Source organism: Streptomyces sp. NPDC033221, from assembly GCF_055577005.1.
Window position 1 is genome coordinate 332,638 of sequence record NZ_JBVIQN010000004.1, and the last position, 17,601, is coordinate 350,238.

Here is a 17,601-nt window from a genome sequence, read left to right on the forward strand (position 1 = left end):
GGGGGCCGCGGCCGGGCCGGGGCCCCCTCCGCCGTCACGCGCCCGGCTTCGTCCCCCGGTGCAGGGCGACGATGCCGCCCGTCAGGTTGCGCCAGGCCACCTTCGACCAGCCCGCCCCCTGGAGCCGCGCCGCCAGCGCCGGCTGGTTGGGCCAGGAGCGGATGGACTCGGCGAGGTACACGTACGCGTCCGGATTGCTGCTCACCGCGCGCGCGACCGGCGGCAGGGCCCGCATCAGGTACTCGGTGTAGACCGTACGGAACGGCCCCCACGTCGGCTCGCTGAACTCGCAGATGACGACCCGGCCACCGGGCTTGGTGACCCGGTACAGCTCGCGCAGCGCGGCGTCCGTGTCCTGCACGTTGCGCAGCCCGAAGGAGATGGTGACGGCGTCGAAGACACCGTCGGCCAAGGGAAGCCGCATCCCGTCACCGGCCACGAACGGCATCCACGGGCGGCGCTTCTTGCCCTCGCCCAGCATGCCGACGGAGAAGTCGCAGGGAACGACGTAGGCGCCGGTGCGGGTGAAGGGCAGCGAGGAGGTGCCCGTACCGGCGGCGAGGTCGAGCACGCGCTCGGCGGGGCGCGCCGCGACGGCCCGCTCCACCTCCTTGCGCCACAACCGCGCCTGCCCGAGGGAGAGCACGTCGTTGGTCAGGTCGTAGCGCGCCGCCACGTCGTCGAACATCGCGGCGACGTCCTGCGGCTGCTTGTCCAGAGAGGCTCGGGTCACCCGGCCATTGTTCCCTACGGCTCCGGAAGGCTTTGGTCGGGGACGGCCCGATGCCCCCCTCAGAACATCCGGGCGGTCCAGCGGTGCTGCGTCGTGTGCATGGCATCGTGAGCGACCGAATGGGCCGTCCCCGCGGGAAAGATCCTGCCGGGTGGAAGGGCCGACTCCGGTTTCGTTGACGGTGTCCTGACGCAGGACGCGTCGGCCTTCACGGATCGTTGACGCCCGGACTCACAGCTCCAGCAGACTCGCCAGGTCGATGCCGATGGGGAAGGGCCGGTCCGTCTCCAGTTTCTCGGTGTGGCGAGGGTGCTCGGGGGCGGGAACGTACTCACCCACGTCACGGCGCAGCCAGAACTCGTGCACTACCGGCCTGTCGTCCGCACCGTGCTCCACACGCCAGAAGTACGGGATGCCCGCCTCGGCATACAGGAAGGGCTTGCTGCTCCGGTCCCGGACCTGGGAACCCGGCGACACCACTTCCACCGCGAGCTTCACGATGCTGGCCGGCGTGGCCGCCAACGAGGCGACGTCGATCCCGCTCTTGTCGAAGACGACGATGACGGGCTTGACGGAGTTGTAAGCGTCGAGCACCAGACACCGCTCGGCATTGACGCCGTACAGGTCGGGTTTCACCTGCTTGATGCGGAAGAACAGCTCGTCCCGGACTTGGTCGTGCCACCATTCCGCCATCCCCCGGACCACGATCACTCCGTCCATGAGTTCCCAGTCGAAGGGCAGCTCCAAATCCTTGACCTGATCGAACGTCCACTGCCCACCAGGCGGGTTCATCCAGGTTTCCGGAGTCGCCTTCTCCAGCCGCCGGTCAGTGCTCATCACTGCTCCCATGGACGCGAGTGTGGACGCAAGTGTGGACGCGAGTGCGGATCACGGTCCTGGATACGACAGTACCGTCACACGAAGTGACGGGAGCGCTTCTCGACGTTGACGCCTCAGCATCCCCGGTACACCAACCGGCCGCCCAGCACCGTCACCAGACACTCACCGTCCTCCGCGAATACGGCGAAGTCGGCGGGGACACCGGGGGCGAGAGGCTGCGGTCCGGGCCGGTCCCGGAGGCCGGAGCGGGCGACTGCCGTCCGGACGGCGGGGTAGGTGAACGGGCCCGCGATCGATGTCGTGCCGATGGCGAGCAGCCGCTGCACGCCCCGGCGGGCGCTCGCGCCCCAGCGGGTGTCGGTCATGCCGAGGGCAGTGAGGGCGTCGCCGGTGAGTGGGGCCGTGCCCAGCTCGTCGGCCTCGCGCGGGTCGGGGTGGTAGGCGGATTCGAGCAGCGCGGCGCCGCCGGGCTCGTGGCGTCCCGGGGTCAGGACGCCGTCCCAGTCGCGTACGCGGGCGCGTTCGCCGTACCGCTCGTACAGCTCCTCGTACGGGCCGATGGCCTCGATGCGGTCGCCGGAGACGACGACCGCGTGCCCGGGGTCCGGGGCGCCGTCAGGGGCGCGTCGGACTCCGGGCACGCGGTGGATCGTCAGCACGGCTGTCTCAGTTCTCTCAGTCGGCTCAGTTGGCGTCGACGAGCTTCAGCTCGGGGTGCGCCGTGCCGCCCTCGATGGCCGTCGAGGAGATGTGCGAGGCCACGCGCTCGTCGACCGGGTCGTTGGCCGGGTCGTCGTGCACGACCAGGTGCTCGTACGTGGTCGCGCGCTGCGCCGGGACGCGGCCCGACTTGCGGATCAGGTCGATGATCTCCTGGCGGTTGGAGCGGTGCTTGGCACCGGCGGAGGAGACCACGTTCTCCTCCAGCATGATCGAACCGAGGTCGTCCGCGCCGTAGTGCAGGGAGAGCTGGCCGATCTCCTTGCCGGTGGTCAGCCAGGAGCCCTGGATGTGGGCGACGTTGTCGAGGAAGATCCGGGCGATGGCGATCATGCGCAGGTACTCGAAGATCGTCGCCTGGGTGCGGCCCTTGAGGTGGTTGTTCTCGGGCTGGTAGGTGTACGGGATGAAGGCGCGGAAGCCGCCCGTACGGTCCTGGACGTCACGGATCATGCGCAGGTGCTCGATGCGCTCGGCGTTGGTCTCGCCGGTGCCCATGAGCATCGTCGAGGTGGACTCGACGCCCAGCTTGTGCGCCGTCTCCATGATCTCCAGCCAGCGCTCGCCGGACTCCTTCAGCGGGGCGATGGCCTTGCGCGGGCGCTCCGGCAGCAGCTCGGCGCCGGCGCCCGCGAAGGAGTCCAGGCCCGCGGCGTGGATGCGGCGGATGGCGTCCTCGACGGTGGTCTTGGAGATCCGGGCCATGTGCTCGACCTCGGAGGCGCCGAGGGAGTGGATGACCAGCTGCGGGAAGGCCTTCTTGATGGCGGAGAAGTGCTCTTCGTAGTACTCGACGCCGTAGTCCGGGTGGTGGCCGCCCTGGAACATGATCTGGGTGCCGCCCAGCTCGACGGTCTCGGCGCAGCGGCGCAGGATGTCGTCGAGGTCGCGGGTCCAGCCCTTGGCGGTGTCCTTGGGCGCGGCGTAGAAGGCGCAGAACTTGCAGGCCGTCACGCACACGTTGGTGTAGTTGATGTTGCGCTCGATGATGTACGTCGCGATGTGCTCCGTACCCGCGTAACGGCGGCGGCGCACGGCGTCGGCGGCGGCGCCCAGTGCGTGCAGCGGCGCGGAGCGGTACAGGTCCAGCGCTTCCTCGGGCGTGATCCGCCCGCCTGCCGCGGCGCGGTCGAGTACGGACTGAAGGTCGGCGTTCTCGGTCACCGGGCGTCCCTTCGGAGGCGGGCATAACGACCGAACCAGCGTACGCCAGCGGTACGGCAGGCCTGGCGGCGGCCGGGGCGGACGCCGGTCGGCGGGCGGTACTGCGGGCCTCCGGCGGGTCAGCCGCCGGTCTTCTTCATCGTGGCGCGGGGCCGCCCGCCCGCCTCGTCGTCGGAGGTGAAGGAGAGCGTGCCGTCCTTGCCGAGCGTGTACGTGACGGCCGCCTTGGCACCCGTACAGCCCGGGCCGGGCTTGCCGTCCGTGCGCTCCTGGAGGGTCAGCGTGGTGGCGGTGGCGGACACCAGCTTTGCCTTGGCCCGGCACTGGGCGATCAGGAAGTCGTACGAGGTGTGGACGACATAGTCGCCCTTGGCGCCGGGGGCGATGGTGGTGGTGATGGTGCCGTTGGGGATGTTGTGGCGGGTGACGACCGTGCCGGTCCAGGTGCCGAGGAAGGCCTTCGGAACGGCCGACTCCCCGGGCCGGGAGTCCCCGGGCGACGGCGTCTGACCGCTGCCGGGCGGCTTCGCGGCGGCGCCGCCCTTGCCACCGCTGTCCCCCTGCCCGGGCAGCAGCTGGAAGACGAACGCGGCGGTCGTCGCAGCGGCAAGCGCACCTGCCACGGAGAGGACCAGCGTGCAGCTCACCCGGCGGCGGCCGTCGGCGCCGCCGAGGGCACCTTTAAGGGTCAGGCGGCGTTCTTTGGAGGGGGGTGCGGAGGGGGTGATCGGTGGGGCCGGTGGCTGTGTAGGAACGCCGGCGGTCGGCCAGGACGGGTGGGGCTGGGGCTGGGGCTGGGGCTGGGGCGGGATGTAGGTCGGCTGCTGCCCGGAGGCGGCGGGACCGGCCGTGCCTGCCGGGGCGTCCGCCGGAATGCCTGGCGGGGCGTCCGTCAGGGCGTCGAACGGTACGAGGCCGGAGGGCGCACCGTGCGAGGGGGTGGCGGGACCCGAGCCGTACGAAGCACCGAGCCCCGCACCGTACGCCGCCCCGGCTCCAGCTCCGGCCCCCGCCCCGTACGTGGGATCAGGCGGCCCGAAGCCCCCCGCCGCATCCCCGGACCGGGCGTCCAGGTTGAGCAGTTCCACCGCCTGCCTGCTGACGCGTTCGACCAGCGGCGCCGGGAGCCAGCCCGCGCGAGCCGGGCCGTCGCCGGCCGCTTCCGCCGCGCTGCCCAGCCGCCGGGCGATCTCCTCCGGCTTCGGCCGGTCTTCGGGGCGCTTGGCCAGGCAGGCCGTGGTGATCTCGCGCAGTTCGCCGGTGAGGGCGGTGCCGAGGTCCGGTTCGCCATGGACGACCTTGTAGAGGAGGGCCGCCGAGCTGTCCCCGGTGAAAGGGCCGGCGCCGGTGGCCGCGTAGGCCAGTACCGCGCCGAGCGAGAAGACGTCGCAGGCGCCGGTGGCGTCCTGGCCGAGGATCTGCTCGGGCGCCATGTAGCCGGGTGAGCCGACGGAGACGCCGGTCGCGGTCAGCGCGGCGCTGCCGTCCAGGGCGCGGGCGATGCCGAAGTCGATCAGCAGCGGGCCGTCGAGGGTGAGCATGACGTTGGACGGTTTGACGTCGCGGTGGACCAGGCCGTGGGTGTGTACGGCGGCCAGCGCCCCGGCGAGTCCGGCGCCCAGCGTCCGTACGGCGGTCCCGTCCAGCGGGCCGAAGTCCTCGACGGCGCGGGTGAGCGAGGGGCCCGCCACATAGCCGGTCGCCACCCAGGGGACGGGGGCGTCGGGGTCGGCGTCCAGGACGGGCGCGGTCCAGGCGCCGCCGACCCGGCGTGCGGACTCCACCTCGCGCCGGAAGCGGGCCCGGAACCGGTCGTCGGCGGCGAACTGCGCGTGTACGGACTTCACCGCGACGGTCCGGCCGCCGGCGCTGCGTCCGAGGTAGACGCGGCCCATGCCGCCCGCGCCCAGCCGCCCCAGCAGCCGGTACGCACCGATGACGCGCGGATCGTCCGCCCCCAGCGGCTCCATGGCTTCGCCTCCCCCTGCCGGCCCGGATCACTGCCCAGCCTATGACCCAGGTCATGCCCGGTCCGGTGAACCCGTACAGCGGCTTTCGGCATCAAAGAGATGGAACGCCAGCAACCGTCCGACTTGTCCTGCGGGGCAGCCCACCATCCGGAGTCCTTCGTGCAGCACCAGCGCCATTCCGGGGAGCAGCCCCCGTACGGCCCCGGGGGCCATTCCCCGTACGGACCCGACGGCGGGCCCGCGTACGGCCCCGCCCGGGAGCACCGTGCCCCGCGCCGCCGGGCGGGCAAGCGCAAACGGCTCTGGCTGCTCGGCGCGGTCGTCGTCGCGCTCGGGCTGGCCGCCGTGCCCGTACTGAACGCCCTCGACGTCTTCTCCGACAACGGTGACCCGATGTCCTTCGGCCGGCCCGGCCCGGACGGCGGCGGCGCGGGCGGGTCCGCCGGTTCGGGCGGGGCGTCCGGCACGTCCGATCCGCGGGTGCGGATGCCCACCGGGCCGCAGGCGCAGTTCACGACGGCGAACACGCTGGAGGACGGCACCAAGATCGGCGTGACCACGCTGCACGGGAAGAAGTCCGGTTTCACGGGCAAGGTCTGGGTCTGGGCGCCCAAGGAGTACTACGAGGAGAAGTACGCCAGGAGCGCGTTCCCGGTGCTCATCGCGCTGCCCGGCGGCCCCGGCTACCCGGTCAATTACTGGATGGGAACCGACCTGAAGCTGCAGAGCAGCATCAGCGACTGGGCGAAGTCGGGCAAGAGCAAGCCGTTCATCGTCGTCATGCCGGTGCTGAACGCGGACGACAAGAACTACTACGACGGCAGTGACATACCGGGGCAGCCGAAGATGGGCACCTGGATGTCCGACGACGTCCCCGACCTGGTCAAGGCCAACTTCCGGACCTTCGCCTCGCGGGACGGCTGGGCCTTCATGGGCTCTTCCTCGGGCGCCTTCGTGGGTCTCAAGCAGGTGCTCCAGCACCCCGACCGGTTCAAGGCCGTGATCGCGAGCGGTCCCGACACCCGGCCGGACTCGCCGCTGTGGCGCGGCCACGAGCAGGAGCAGCGGGCCAACGACCCGGAGCAGCTGGCCAAGGCCCTGCTCGCGCGGCCCGGGGCCCCGGACGTGCACATCGCGTTCCAGATCGGCACCAAGGAGGGTGGCCGGGCCAAGCTGGACGCCTTCATGAAGAAATACGGCAAGGGTCCGATCAAGACCCGCCTGCAAGTGATCCAGGACGGCGGGCACAACGCCCGCGGCTACATCCGCGGCATGAATGACGGATCGATGGAATGGATCAGCAAGGTGATGCCGGGGCCGACGCCCGCCGGGTGATGTACCGGCCGGGCTTTTCCGTACACCCTTCTTTCCTTTCCCGATGACTTCCGTACGGCTTCCGTACGCCCCCCGTACGACTTCCGCACAACTCCGATGCGCCACGCGATCCTTTCGTATGCTTTTCGCACACCTCTCGGCACCGCTCACGCATCCTCCGGTACGCGCGGAATTCGCCGCCGGAATCGGGAGCCGGGCCCGCTGGTTCGCCGGCGGGCCCGCGGGTTCTGCGGCTAGCCCCGCGGGTTCTCCAGCAGGTCCACCCGGACATCCGCCGGATAGCCGGTGGATTCTCCCGTTCTGCGGGCGAATTCCGTCACACCGCGCAGCTGCTCCGGGCCGAAACGGAAGTCCAGGGTCGTGAAGTAGCGCTCCAGCACCTGCTCGTCGAAGGTCTCCCAGCGCGCGGCCTGCTCGGCCACCTTGCCGACCTCCTCCAGCGACAGGTCACGGGAGGCCAGGAACGCCTCATGCACCTTGCGTACGACGACCGGCTCGCGCTCCAGGTAGTCCCGCCGGGTCGCCCAGACCGCGAAGACGAACGGCAGCCCCGTCCACTCCTTCCACATCTGGCCCAGATCGTGCACCTGGAGGCCGAGCCGCGGCGCGTCGTGCAGGTTCGCGCGCAGCGCCGCGTCCCCGATCAGCACCGCCGCCTCCGCCTCCTGCATCATCAGGCCGAGGTCGGGCGGGCAGGTGTAGTAGTCAGGATTGACGCCGATCTTCTCGGCCAGCAGCAGTTGGGCCAGTCGTACGGACGTACGGGAGGTCGAGCCGAGTGCGACCCGAGCCCCGTCCAGCTCCTCCAGGGGCTTCTGCGACACGATCACGCACGACATGACCGGCCCGTCGCAGCCGACCGCCAGGTCGGGGAAGGCGACCAGGTCGCCGGCGGCCCGCAGGAACTCCACGAGGGTGACCGGCGCGATGTCGAGATCGCCGCGCACCAGCTGTTCGCTGAGCTTTTCCGGGGTGTCCTTCGTGAGCTCCAGGTCGAGCAGCGTGCCCGTACGCGCGAGGCCCCAGTACAGGGGCATACAGTTCAGGAACTGGATGTGGCCCACCCGCGGCCGGCTGCGACGGTGGTCGGCTGCGGCTCCTGCGGATGCGTCTCCAACGGTTGAATTGTCCACATGCGGAGGCTAGACCCGGTGTGTGCCGAGCGGCGCGGCGGGGCCGCCCTATGGCCGCCGCACTGCACGGGTAAACGTGATCTTTGGCTCTTCCGCCCTCCAAGCGCCCCGTGCTACGCTCAGCGCAAGTTGCAGTTTGGTTTCCCTTGCAGTACAGAGCCTGCGGAGCATGTGACGCCGCAGGCTTTTGTAGTTTTCAGACTTCTTGCAGGTTCTGGAGCAGGGCAACCCTTTGGCCCAAGGAGGGCTTATGGCTACCGGAACCGTGAAGTGGTTCAACGCTGAAAAGGGCTTCGGCTTCATCGCCCAGGACGGCGGCGGCCCGGATGTCTTCGTTCACTACTCTGCGATCAACGCCTCTGGCTTCCGCTCCCTGGAGGAGAACCAGCAGGTGAACTTCGACGTCACGCAGGGCCCGAAGGGTCCGCAGGCGGAGAACGTCACGCCGGTCTGAGTTGCCCGGTCCGACCGATCGCGGTCGACTTAGCAGTACCCAAGGAGCCCCGCTCCTTCCTTTCGGGGAAGGGGACGGGGCTCCTGCCTTTCCCGCACGCCGCCGCTCGAATGCGGGCAGGCGGATTTTCGGCGCTCCGGCCCTGCTGACCTCTTCGGCCCCCGCGGCTACCGTGCAGGGTCATGACCGGGCCGACCATCGCGGTGCACCATGTGCGGGCCGTACTGAGCGGTGCGCGGCGGATGGGTGTGGACACCGTGCCGCTGCTGCAGGCGGCGCGGATCTCGCCGCTGCTGCTCGGGGACGAGCGGACGCGGGTCGCCGCCGACCGCTTCGCCCGGCTGGTCACGGAGCTGCACCGGGCGACGGACGACGAGTTCCTGGGCCTCGGGCCGCTGCCCAGCCGCCGCGGCACCTTCGCCATGATGGGCCTCACCTGCCTGGGCTGCCCGGATCTCGGTACGGCGCTGGAGCGGGCCGTACGGTTCTACGGGCTGTTCCCCGGCGGGCCGGAGATGGCGGTGACGGTGCCGGTGGAGTCTCCCGGTACCGGCACCGATAGCGCCACCGGCCCCGCTCCCGCCGAGTTCTCGATCCGTACCGACCTGAGCCCGTACCCCGAGGCCACCTTCCTCGCCGAGTCCGTGATGATCATCTGGCACCGGCTCTCCAGCTGGCTCATCGGCCGGCACATCCCGCTGCGCCACGCCCGCTTCGCCCATCCGGCCCCCGCACACGCACGTGAATACGAACTCCTGTTCGGCTGCGCGGTGCATTTCGGAGCGCCGTACACCGCGGCGGCTTTCGACGCCCACTGGCTGGCGGCGCCGGTCGTCCGGGACGAGGCGGCGCTGACGGCGATGCTGCGGCGCGCCCCCGCCGGCCTGCTCAGCCGCCGGGAGTACGGCACGACCGTCGCCGAACGGGTGCGGCGCACGCTCGTGCTCGCGCTGCGCGCCGCGGGCCCGGCCCGGCTGCCCGAGGCCGCCGAAGTCGCGGCGCGGCTGGCGGTGAGCCCGGCGACGCTGCGCCGCCGGCTCCAGGAGGAGGGGACCTCGTACCGGCGGCTGAAGGACGCGGTGCGCCGGGACGCGGCGATCAGTTCGCTGATGGCGGGCCGGGAGCCGATCGCGGCGCTGGCTGCGCGGCTCGGCTTCTCCGAGGACACCGCCTTCCACCGCGCGTTCCGGCGGTGGACGGGGACCACGCCGGGCGCGTACCGGCTGCGTCCGCCCGCCGCTGCCCTTCCGGGTCAGCAAAGCTGAGCGTCCTGGTCAGCGCCATACTTACCCGTGAGTCACTACGGTCACCCCAAGTACCCCGTCCTCCGGACCCCTGGGAGAGCCGCATGGTGCCCCACACCCCCCATGACCGGCGTGCGTCCCGCGCGCTGCGCACCACCGCCGTCACCGCCGTCACGATGCTCACCCTCTCGCTCGGCCTCACGAACGCCGCCGCCACCGCGCAGTCCGCCCCGGCGGCCCCGCAGCCGGCCACCCAGGCGGCCGCGCGCCCCGGCGACGTCGTGGCGTCCTCACCCACGTCCTTCCACCCGCTCCCGGGCCAGCCGACCCGCACCCGCGCCTGGCACCTGCAATACCGTTCGACCACCGCCAAGGGCACCCCGAACGTCGTCTCCGGCACCGTCATCGTCCCGGACGACGGCCGCACCGGACCGCGCCCGCTGGTCACCTACGCCGTCGGGACGGTCGGCCTCGCCGACCAGTGCGCGCCCTCGGCCGGCTTCCCCAAGGGCACCACCGTCGAGGCCAACCTCATCCAGCAGCTCACGGCCCGCGGCTGGGCGGTCGCCGTGACCGATTACGAGGGCCTGGGCACACCCGGCGAGCACACGTACACCGTCGGCCGCGCCGAGGGGCAGGCCGTCCTGGACGCGGCACGCGCCGCCCAGCGGCTGCCCGGTGCGGTGCGGGCGGGCGTCGCCGAGGACTCCCCCGTCGGGATCATGGGCTACTCGCAGGGCGGGCAGGCGGCCGGCTGGGCGGCCGAGCTGCACGGTACGTACGCCCCCGAACTGAAGGTCAGGGGCACCGCGGCCGGCGGCGTCCCCGCGGACCTGCTCAAGGTCGCCGACTTCAACAACGGCAACGTGGGCGCGGGCCTGATCCTGATGGCGGCCGTCGGCCAGGACGCCGCCTTCCCCGAGCTTGATCTGGCGAAGTACCTGAACGACAAGGGCCGGCACTACGTCGGCTTCATGAAGCGCAACTGCGTGGCGATCGACGGCATCGCCGGCGCCTTCAAGAAGATCTCCGACGTCACGGTGCGGAACCCGCTGTACGAAGCCGACTGGCAGCAGCGGCTGCGGGAGTCCGGCCTCGGTACGCGTACGCCGGACGCGCCGGTCTTCCTCTACCACGGCACGCTCGACGAGCTGATCCCGTACGGCGTCGGCAAGCGGCTGCGCGCGGACTGGTGCGCCGAGGGCGCCGACGTGCGGTGGGCCGCGATCCCGCTGGGTGAGCACGTCGTCGGCGCGATCGCGGGCGCCGTACCGGCCGCCGACTGGCTGGCGGGCCGCTTCGCCGGGAAGCCGGCGGGCGGCAACTGCGGCTGAGCCGGCGGCGGCAGGCATACGAAGAGGAACCCCGTGCCACTTCCCCCACAGAGGTGACACGGGGTTCCAGTCTGCCGGGCCGGGCATCTCCGAGGTTACCCGGGGGTCAGTTAACGGGGCATCAGTATGGGGATTCCGGCGCGTACAACTCCGTTATCTCCTTGGCGAAGTCGCGCGCGACGGCGGCCCGCCGCAGCTTCAGGGACGGGGTGAGGTGGCCGGCCTCCTCCGTGAAGTCGACCGGCAGCACGGTGAAGCGGCGTATCGATTCGGCGCGCGAGACCAGCTGGTTGGCGTCGTCCACCGCGTCCTGGATCCCGGCCAGCAGCGCCTCGTCGCGGACCAGTTCCGCGATCGGCACCTGCTGCTTCTTCCGCATCTGCCGCCAGTGCGCCAGCCCGTCCGGCTCCAGCGTGACCAGCGCGGTGATGTACGGGCGGTTGTCGCCGACGACCATGCACTGGCCGACGAGCGGGTGCGCCCGCAGCCGGTCCTCCAGCGGGGCCGGGGCGACGTTCTTGCCGTTGGAGGTGACGATCAGCTCCTTCTTGCGGCCGGTGATGGTCAGATAGCCGTCCGCGTCCAGGGCCCCGATGTCACCGGTCGCCAGCCAGCCGCCGTTGCCGTTCCCGCCCGCGTCCCCGAATCCGCCCCCGTAGGCCTTGCCGTTCCCGCCGCCGCGCCCGGCCTCGTCCACGTCCCCGGCCGGCAGCGGCCCGCCGGTCGCGGCGTCCCAGTACCCGGTGAAGACCTGCCCGCCGCGCAGCAGCACTTCCCCGTCCTCCGCTATCCGTACGGCCGTGCCGGGCAGCGGCCAGCCCACCGTGCCGATACGGGGCCGCAGCGGCGGGGTGAGGGTGGCCGCGGCGGTGGTCTCGGTGAGCCCGTACCCCTCGAAGATCTCGATGCCCGCGCCGGCGTAGAAGGCCGCGAGGCGGTGCCCGAGCGGGGAGCCGCCGCAGATCGCGTAGCGGACCTTGCCGCCGAGCGCGGCGCGGATGCGGCGGTAGACCAGTGGGTCGTACATCCGCCGGGCGGCTTTCAGCGCCACGCCGGGGCCGCTGCCGGTGCCGTGTTCCTTCGCCTCGACGGCTTCCCCGTAGCGTTGCGCGACCGCGGCGGCGCGGTCGAAGGAGGCGGCCCGGCCCATCTTCTCGGCCGTGGCGCGGCCGGTGTTGTAGACCTTCTCCAGGACGTGGGGGATGGCGAGCAGGAACGTCGGCCGGAAGGCGGCCAGGTCGGCGAGGAGGTCTTCGGTACGGATGCTGGGCGCGTGGCCGAGCCGTACCCGGGCGCGCAGGCAGCCGACCGCGACCATCCGGCCGAAGACGTGCGACAGGGGCAGGAAGAGCAGGGTCGAGGCGGGCTCGCTGCTGACCGACTTGAAGACCGGGTGCAGCAGTTCGACCGCGTTGTCCACCTCGGCGAAGAAGTTGCCGTGGGTCAGGACGCAGCCCTTCGGACGGCCGGTGGTACCGGAGGTGTACACGAGGGTGGCGATGTCGGCGGGGCCGGTGGCCGCGCGCCGCTCGGCCACCAGCGCGTCCGGCACCGGCCGCCCGGCCGCGACGATCTGCGGCACGGCGCCGGTGTCGAACTGCCACAGGTGCCGTAGTCCGGGCAGCCCGGACCGTACGCCGCTCACCAGCCGGGCCTCCTCGACGCTCTCCACGACACAGGCCGCGGCCCCGGAGTCCTGAAGGATCCAGTGCGCCTGGTGGGCCGAGGAGGTCGGGTAGACGGGCACGGTGACCAGCCCGGCCGCCCAGGCGGCGAAGTCGACGAGCGTCCACTCGTAGGTCGTACGGGCCATGATGGCCAGCCGGTCGCCGGGCCGCAGCCCGTGCGCGATCAGCCCTTTGGCCACGGCGAGCACCTCGGCGGCGAACTCGGCGGCGCTCACGTCCCGCCACGCGCCCCCGGCCTCCCGGCCCGCCTTCTTGCGCGCCAGCACCACCTCGCCGGGCGCTTGCGCGGTGTTGTCGAAGGGGATGTCTCCCAGTGAACCGGTCCGCACCGGCGGCACCAGCGGAGGTACGGCCACCTCCCGCACGACCCCGTCCCGCGTCTGCGTGCGCGGTTCCACCGGAGCGGGCGCCGGCGGCCCGACTTGCCGTTGCTGACTGGACACGAGCGGCTCCTCGTCTCACGGTGGGCGTAGGGCGCGCGGCGCGGCGGCCGACACTCGGCGCGGCGGCCGGCGGACCTCAACGGGCCCAAGGAGCAGGCTCGTTCGGTGGCCGTGAACGGCGCGCGGAGCGCGGACCCGCGCTCTCGACCAACACCTGACCCGACAGTAACCTTACTTCGAAGTTAACTTACGCGAGGACCAGGAGTTGGCCAATGCCCGAACACCGTCTTCCTCCCACCGATTCGGCCCCGGGCCCCCTCCGCACCCCTCGCACCGGCCACCCGCTGCCCGCGCCGCACCGGCCGGGTGCCTGATGGCGGCCGACGCGCCGGGCGGCGCGACCACCGGCCTGTCCCGCCCGCCACGGCTGATGCCCGTACTGGCCAAGGGCGTACTGACCGGCTTCGGCAAGCACCCCCGGCCGCACGCCGCCCTGCCGCGCACCCGACTCGCCCTGCCCTCCGTACGGATCGGGCTGGGCCGGGCCGCCGCCTATGCGCGGGTCTGCGGGTACGACGCCACCGAGCCGCTGCCCGTCACCTATCCGCACATCCTCGGATTCCCGCTGGCCGCGCGGCTGATGAGCGCGCGGGACTTCCCCCTGCCGATGCTCGGCCTGGTGCACACCGCCATCGAGATCACCCAGTACGCGCCGCTGCACCCCACCGACACCCTCGAACTGGCGGTGTACGCGAGCGCGTTGCGGCCGCACCGCCGCGGCACCGAGGTCGTGATGACCACCGAGGCGCGCCGCGCGGAAGCACTGGTGTGGCACGATCGCAGCACCTACCTCGCCCGGCACCGCACGGCGGGGAGCGAGGGGGCCCGGCGCCTCGATCCCCCGCCCCCGGGCCCCCGCGAACTGCCCGTACGCGCCCGCTGGCGCCTGCCCGCCGACCTCGGCCGCCGTCACGCCGCCGTCTCCGGTGACTACAACCCGATCCACCTGCACGCGCTCACGGCCCGCCCGCTCGGCTTCCCGCGCGCCATCGCGCACGGCATGTGGACCTTCGCGCGCTGCGCCGCCGAGGCGGTGCTGCCGGGTACGGCCACGCTGCGCATATCGGCGGAGTTCCGCGCCCCGGTGCTGCTGCCCGCCACCGTCGCGTACGCGTACGAGACCACGCGCAACGGCGGCGCGTTCCAGCTCCGCGGCGGCCCGGACGGGCGGCCCCGCGTCCACCTGGAGGGGCGGGTCGAAACGGACGTATGACGCCCGGGGGCGTGCGCCCCCTCACCCGCCCGGCGACCACCGCTCTCCGCCCATCAGCCGGCCCAGCCCCGCCCAGGCGAAGTTCATCAGCGTCGCCGCGGTGTCCTTGGCCGACGGGCGTTCCCCCGACGCCGCCTGGCTGCCGCGCGCGTTGGCCCAGTCGGCCAGCGATTCGGCGGCGCCCACCAGGGCGTGCGCCAGGCCGGACACTTCGCGCGCGGCCAGTTCGCGATCGCAACCCGCTTCCTGTGCCGCCGCGCCGATCATCGCCGTGACGAACTCGACGATCTCCGCCCGCATGGCGGCCACTTCGACCGCGAACGGTTCGCCCTGCGTACGGGCCTGCTGGTGCAGCACCGCCCAGCCGTCCGGATGCTCGGCCGTATGTGCGAAGAATCCTTTCAGCCCGCTCCACAGCTGCCGGTCCGCGGGCACATCCGGCTCCACCGAGGCCCGTACGGCCTCCGCGAGCGCCGTCGACTCCCGCCGGATCACGGCACTGAACAGCTCCTCCTTGGAGTTCAGATACAGATAGACCAGCGGCTTCGACACCCCGGCCACCTCGGCGATCTCATCCATCGAGGCCGCCCGGTATCCGCGCCGCGCGAAGGTCAGCACGGCCGCGTCGAGCATCTGCTGCTCCCGTACGGCCCGCGGCATTCGCTTGCTCTTCACAGCTCCCACGCCAATTGCCCTTCCGTCCCACCCCTTTACCGCCAAGTAAGTTTACGTTTTCCCGCCTTGTCCGGTGCCTCTTGACGTGATCGCATCCCCTACGAGACGATACGTATCGCCTCGTTGAGTGCGACGGAAGGACCTCCCCATGCACCAGGCGCACCAGCAATACATCGAAGCGGCCCCCGGCGTGCACCTGTGGACCGAGCAGCGCGGACCGGCCGACGCGCCCCCGCTGCTGCTCGTCATGGGTGCGCAGGCCTCCGGCCTGGGCTGGCCGGAGCCGTTCGTGGACGCGCTCGCCGTCCACCACCGGGTCATCCGTTACGACCACCGCGACACGGGCCGCTCCACCTGGTCCTTCGACGAACGGCCGTACCGCATCACGGACCTGGCGCAGGACATCGTCCGCGTCCTCGACGGCCTCGGGGTCGAGCAGGCGCACCTGGTGGGCCTGTCACTCGGCGGAATGCTGACGCAAATAGTCCTCGCCGACCACCCCGGCCGGGTGCTCAGCGCCACCCTGATGGGCACCTCAGCGCTGAGCACGACCCCGTACACCCGCCCGGACGGCACCCGGGTCCCCGCCGCCGAACTGCCCGGCATCGCGCCGGAGGTACTGGAGATGTGGGCCCGCCCCGTCGAAGACCACGGCCTGGAAGCCGAACTCGACCGGCGCGTCGAACACTGGCGGGTCCTCAGCGGTGGACAGCTCCCCTTCGACCCCGGCCATTTCCGCGCCCTGGAACGCCGGATCATCAAACACACCGGCCGCTACGACGTCTCCACCGCCCCCGCCCGCGCCGACCACTCCGGCATGCTGCGCACCGAAGCCCTGGCCGCCAACCGGGTCCCCGCCCTCGTCATCAGCGCCCCCGCCGAACCGGTCTTCCCGCCACCGCACCCGCACCACCTCGCCCAGGTCATCCGCGGCGCGCAACTCGCGGAAATCCCGGGCATGGGCCACGCCCTGCCACCGGAGGTCCAGGGGCCGCTGGCGGAGGCGGTCCTCGCGCTCACGGCGAAGGTGGACTGAGGAATCAGACCGGGCGCACGCCAAACGCCGGGCGGGCCGGGGATCGCTCCCCGGCCCGCCCGGCGTCGGAATGTGGCGTCAGGCCCGGGCCCCGGCAGGCGCCGGCACCGAAACCTTCTGCTCAGCCGGCTCCGCGTCGCCGACCGCGCCGTCCTCCAGATCGACGCCGGCGGCACGGGCATACGCCTCGCGGTCCAGGATCTTCTCCTTGGCCGAGACCAGGATCGGCACGACGACCTGGCCGGCCACGTTCGTCGCCGTCCGCATCATGTCCAGGATCGGGTCGATGGCCATCAGCAGGCCGACGCCCTCCAGCGGGAGACCGAGGGTGGACAGGGTCAGGGTCAGCATGACGGTGGCGCCCGTCAGGCCGGCGGTGGCCGCCGAGCCGATGACCGAGACGAAGGCGATCAGGATGTAGTCACCGACGCCCAGGTCGACGTCGAAGATCTGGGCGATGAAGATCGCCGCGAGCGCCGGGTAGATCGAGGCGCAGCCGTCCATCTTGGTCGTCGAGCCGAAGGGCACGGCGAAGGACGCGTACTCCTTCGGGACGCCCAGGCGCTCGGTGACCTTCTGGGTCAGCGGCATGGTGCCGACCGAGGAGCGGGAGACGAACGCCAGCTGGATGGCGGGCCAGGCGCCCTTGAAGAACTGCAGCGGGTTGACCTTGGCGAAGACCGACAGCAGCAGCGGGTAGACGCCGAACAGGACGATCGCGCAGCCGACGTAGATGTCGACGGTGAAGGTCGCGTACTTGCTGATCAGGTCCCAGCCGTAGTCCGCGATGGCGTAGCCGATCAGGCCGAGCGAGCCGATCGGGGCGAGGCGGATGACCCACCACAGGGCCTTCTGGAGCAGCTCCAGCGCGGAGCGGCTCAGGCGCAGCACCGGCTCGGCGCGGTCGCCCAGCTTCAGCGCCGCGATACCGGCCACCGTCGCCATGAAGACGATCTGCATGACCTTCAGCTCGGTGAACGGCGTGATGACGTCCTTGGGCACGATGCCGGTCAGGAAGTCGATCCAGGAGCCGGCGTGCTGCGGGAGCTTGCCGTCCTTGGGGGTCAGTCCGGTGCCCGCGCCGGGGTCGCTGACCAGGCCGATCGCCATGCCGATGGCGACCGCAATGAGCGAGGTGACCATGAACCACAGCAGGGTGCGGGTGGCCAGCCGGGCGGCGTTGTTGACCTGCCGCAGGTTGGTGATCGAGACCAGGATGGCGAAGAAGACCAGCGGTGCCACGGCCAGCTTGAGCAGCTGGACGAAGAGGTCGCCGATGGTGTCGAGGGTGGTCTTCAGCCAGGAGATGTCACCGCTCTTGGCGATCCAGCCGAGCAGCACGCCGAGGACCAGGCCGAGCAGGATCTGGGCCCAGAACGGGACCTTGGGTATGCGGCGGGAGGATCTGGCGGTCTCGGCGGACCGCGGGGTCTCGGACGACGTGGTGGACAACGGACACACTCCGGGGACAGACAGGCGTCGGGAAGGAAACGGCGGACAGCGCCAGGAGACAGGAGGTCCGTATCGAAGTCCGTACGGGATCTCCGGCCGCTGCGGTGACGGGAAGGTCAGCGGCGGCAACAGGCCGCGGACATGCAGCGGCAAAGATCGACGTGCAG

At 71.6% G+C, this 17,601-nt stretch carries 15 protein-coding genes; 6 read left to right on the plus strand and 9 right to left on the minus strand.

The window, feature by feature from the left end; genetic code table 11:
• Positions 1 to 34: 34 nt before the first annotated feature.
• The 5 genes from ACZ53K_RS07390 to ACZ53K_RS07410 form a co-directional block, all read right to left on the minus strand.
• Positions 35 to 733 (minus strand): demethylmenaquinone methyltransferase, encoded by a 699-nt coding sequence (locus tag ACZ53K_RS07390; RefSeq protein WP_468832715.1) that lies wholly within the window; start codon positions 731 to 733, stop codon positions 35 to 37.
• 231 nt (positions 734 to 964) lie between these two features.
• On the minus strand, positions 965 to 1,570 hold the full coding sequence (locus ACZ53K_RS07395; RefSeq protein WP_468832716.1) for a Uma2 family endonuclease: 606 nt from the start codon (positions 1,568 to 1,570) through the stop codon (positions 965 to 967).
• Positions 1,571 to 1,686: 116 nt separating this feature from the next.
• Positions 1,687 to 2,232, minus strand: coding sequence for a hypothetical protein (locus ACZ53K_RS07400; protein WP_468832717.1), 546 nt, complete (start codon positions 2,230 to 2,232; stop codon positions 1,687 to 1,689).
• Between the two features lie 25 nt (positions 2,233 to 2,257).
• A complete protein-coding gene (mqnC, locus tag ACZ53K_RS07405; protein WP_468832719.1) occupies positions 2,258 to 3,457 on the minus strand; it encodes a cyclic dehypoxanthinyl futalosine synthase in 1,200 nt (399 codons plus the stop codon).
• A gap of 119 nt (positions 3,458 to 3,576) precedes the next feature.
• Entirely contained in the window at positions 3,577 to 5,427 is a 1,851-nt protein-coding gene (locus ACZ53K_RS07410) for a serine/threonine-protein kinase (protein WP_468832720.1), read from the minus strand.
• Between the two features lie 99 nt (positions 5,428 to 5,526).
• Between ACZ53K_RS07410 and ACZ53K_RS07415 the strand changes: the two genes are divergently transcribed.
• Positions 5,527 to 6,762 (plus strand): alpha/beta hydrolase, encoded by a 1,236-nt coding sequence (locus ACZ53K_RS07415; protein ID WP_468832721.1) that lies wholly within the window; start codon positions 5,527 to 5,529, stop codon positions 6,760 to 6,762.
• Between the two features lie 233 nt (positions 6,763 to 6,995).
• Here ACZ53K_RS07415 and ACZ53K_RS07420 read toward each other — a convergent pair whose 3' ends face one another.
• The gene (locus tag ACZ53K_RS07420; RefSeq protein WP_468832723.1) at positions 6,996 to 7,895 is read right to left on the minus strand and encodes a menaquinone biosynthetic enzyme MqnA/MqnD family protein; all 900 of its coding nucleotides are present in this window, start codon (positions 7,893 to 7,895) and stop codon (positions 6,996 to 6,998) included.
• Between the two features lie 250 nt (positions 7,896 to 8,145).
• Between ACZ53K_RS07420 and ACZ53K_RS07425 the strand changes: the two genes are divergently transcribed.
• The 3 genes from ACZ53K_RS07425 to ACZ53K_RS07435 all read left to right on the plus strand — a co-directional run bounded on the left by ACZ53K_RS07425 (position 8,146) and on the right by ACZ53K_RS07435 (position 10,927).
• On the plus strand, positions 8,146 to 8,349 hold the full coding sequence (locus tag ACZ53K_RS07425) for a cold-shock protein (protein ID WP_003984261.1): 204 nt from the start codon (positions 8,146 to 8,148) through the stop codon (positions 8,347 to 8,349).
• Positions 8,350 to 8,531: 182 nt separating this feature from the next.
• The gene (locus ACZ53K_RS07430) at positions 8,532 to 9,614 is read left to right on the plus strand and encodes an AraC family transcriptional regulator (RefSeq protein ID WP_468832724.1); all 1,083 of its coding nucleotides are present in this window, start codon (positions 8,532 to 8,534) and stop codon (positions 9,612 to 9,614) included.
• Between the two features lie 83 nt (positions 9,615 to 9,697).
• Positions 9,698 to 10,927, plus strand: a complete 1,230-nt coding sequence (locus tag ACZ53K_RS07435; protein WP_468832726.1) for a lipase family protein — start codon at positions 9,698 to 9,700, stop codon at positions 10,925 to 10,927.
• A 121-nt stretch (positions 10,928 to 11,048) separates the two neighbouring features.
• Here ACZ53K_RS07435 and ACZ53K_RS07440 read toward each other — a convergent pair whose 3' ends face one another.
• Positions 11,049 to 13,058, minus strand: coding sequence for an AMP-dependent synthetase/ligase (locus tag ACZ53K_RS07440; protein ID WP_468832727.1), 2,010 nt, complete (start codon positions 13,056 to 13,058; stop codon positions 11,049 to 11,051).
• A 313-nt stretch (positions 13,059 to 13,371) separates the two neighbouring features.
• Here ACZ53K_RS07440 and ACZ53K_RS07445 point away from each other — a divergent pair, with 313 nt between their 5' ends.
• Complete coding sequence (locus ACZ53K_RS07445; protein WP_468832728.1) at positions 13,372 to 14,271, plus strand: MaoC family dehydratase; 900 nt, start codon at positions 13,372 to 13,374, stop codon at positions 14,269 to 14,271.
• A 21-nt stretch (positions 14,272 to 14,292) separates the two neighbouring features.
• Here the strand turns inward: ACZ53K_RS07445 and ACZ53K_RS07450 are convergent, their stop codons facing one another.
• Positions 14,293 to 14,955: a TetR/AcrR family transcriptional regulator gene (locus ACZ53K_RS07450; RefSeq protein WP_468832730.1), complete on the minus strand. Its 663-nt coding sequence runs from the start codon at positions 14,953 to 14,955 to the stop codon at positions 14,293 to 14,295.
• Between the two features lie 139 nt (positions 14,956 to 15,094).
• Here ACZ53K_RS07450 and ACZ53K_RS07455 point away from each other — a divergent pair, with 139 nt between their 5' ends.
• A complete protein-coding gene (locus tag ACZ53K_RS07455) occupies positions 15,095 to 15,982 on the plus strand; it encodes an alpha/beta fold hydrolase (RefSeq protein ID WP_468832731.1) in 888 nt (295 codons plus the stop codon).
• Between the two features lie 78 nt (positions 15,983 to 16,060).
• Here ACZ53K_RS07455 and ACZ53K_RS07460 read toward each other — a convergent pair whose 3' ends face one another.
• Positions 16,061 to 17,434 carry a dicarboxylate/amino acid:cation symporter gene (locus ACZ53K_RS07460; RefSeq protein WP_468832732.1) on the minus strand — a complete coding sequence of 458 codons (1,374 nt, stop codon included), beginning with the start codon at positions 17,432 to 17,434 and terminating at the stop codon, positions 16,061 to 16,063.
• Positions 17,435 to 17,601 lie beyond the last annotated feature (167 nt).

Bases quoted from the DNA above. Each gene is read 5' to 3' on its own strand.
- ACZ53K_RS07395 (WP_468832716.1), bottom strand. From the start codon at position 1,570: ATGAGCACTGACCGGCGGCTGGAGAAGGCGACTCCGGAAACCTGGATG.
- ACZ53K_RS07410 (WP_468832720.1), bottom strand. From the start codon at position 5,427: ATGGAGCCGCTGGGGGCGGACGATCCGCGCGTCATCGGTGCGTACCGG.
- ACZ53K_RS07415 (WP_468832721.1), top strand. From the start codon at position 5,527: ATGGAACGCCAGCAACCGTCCGACTTGTCCTGCGGGGCAGCCCACCAT.
- ACZ53K_RS07425 (WP_003984261.1), top strand. From the start codon at position 8,146: ATGGCTACCGGAACCGTGAAGTGGTTCAACGCTGAAAAGGGCTTCGGC.
- ACZ53K_RS07430 (WP_468832724.1), top strand. From the start codon at position 8,532: ATGACCGGGCCGACCATCGCGGTGCACCATGTGCGGGCCGTACTGAGC.
- ACZ53K_RS07435 (WP_468832726.1), top strand. From the start codon at position 9,698: ATGGTGCCCCACACCCCCCATGACCGGCGTGCGTCCCGCGCGCTGCGC.
- ACZ53K_RS07445 (WP_468832728.1), top strand. From the start codon at position 13,372: ATGGCGGCCGACGCGCCGGGCGGCGCGACCACCGGCCTGTCCCGCCCG.
- ACZ53K_RS07455 (WP_468832731.1), top strand. From the start codon at position 15,095: ATGCACCAGGCGCACCAGCAATACATCGAAGCGGCCCCCGGCGTGCAC.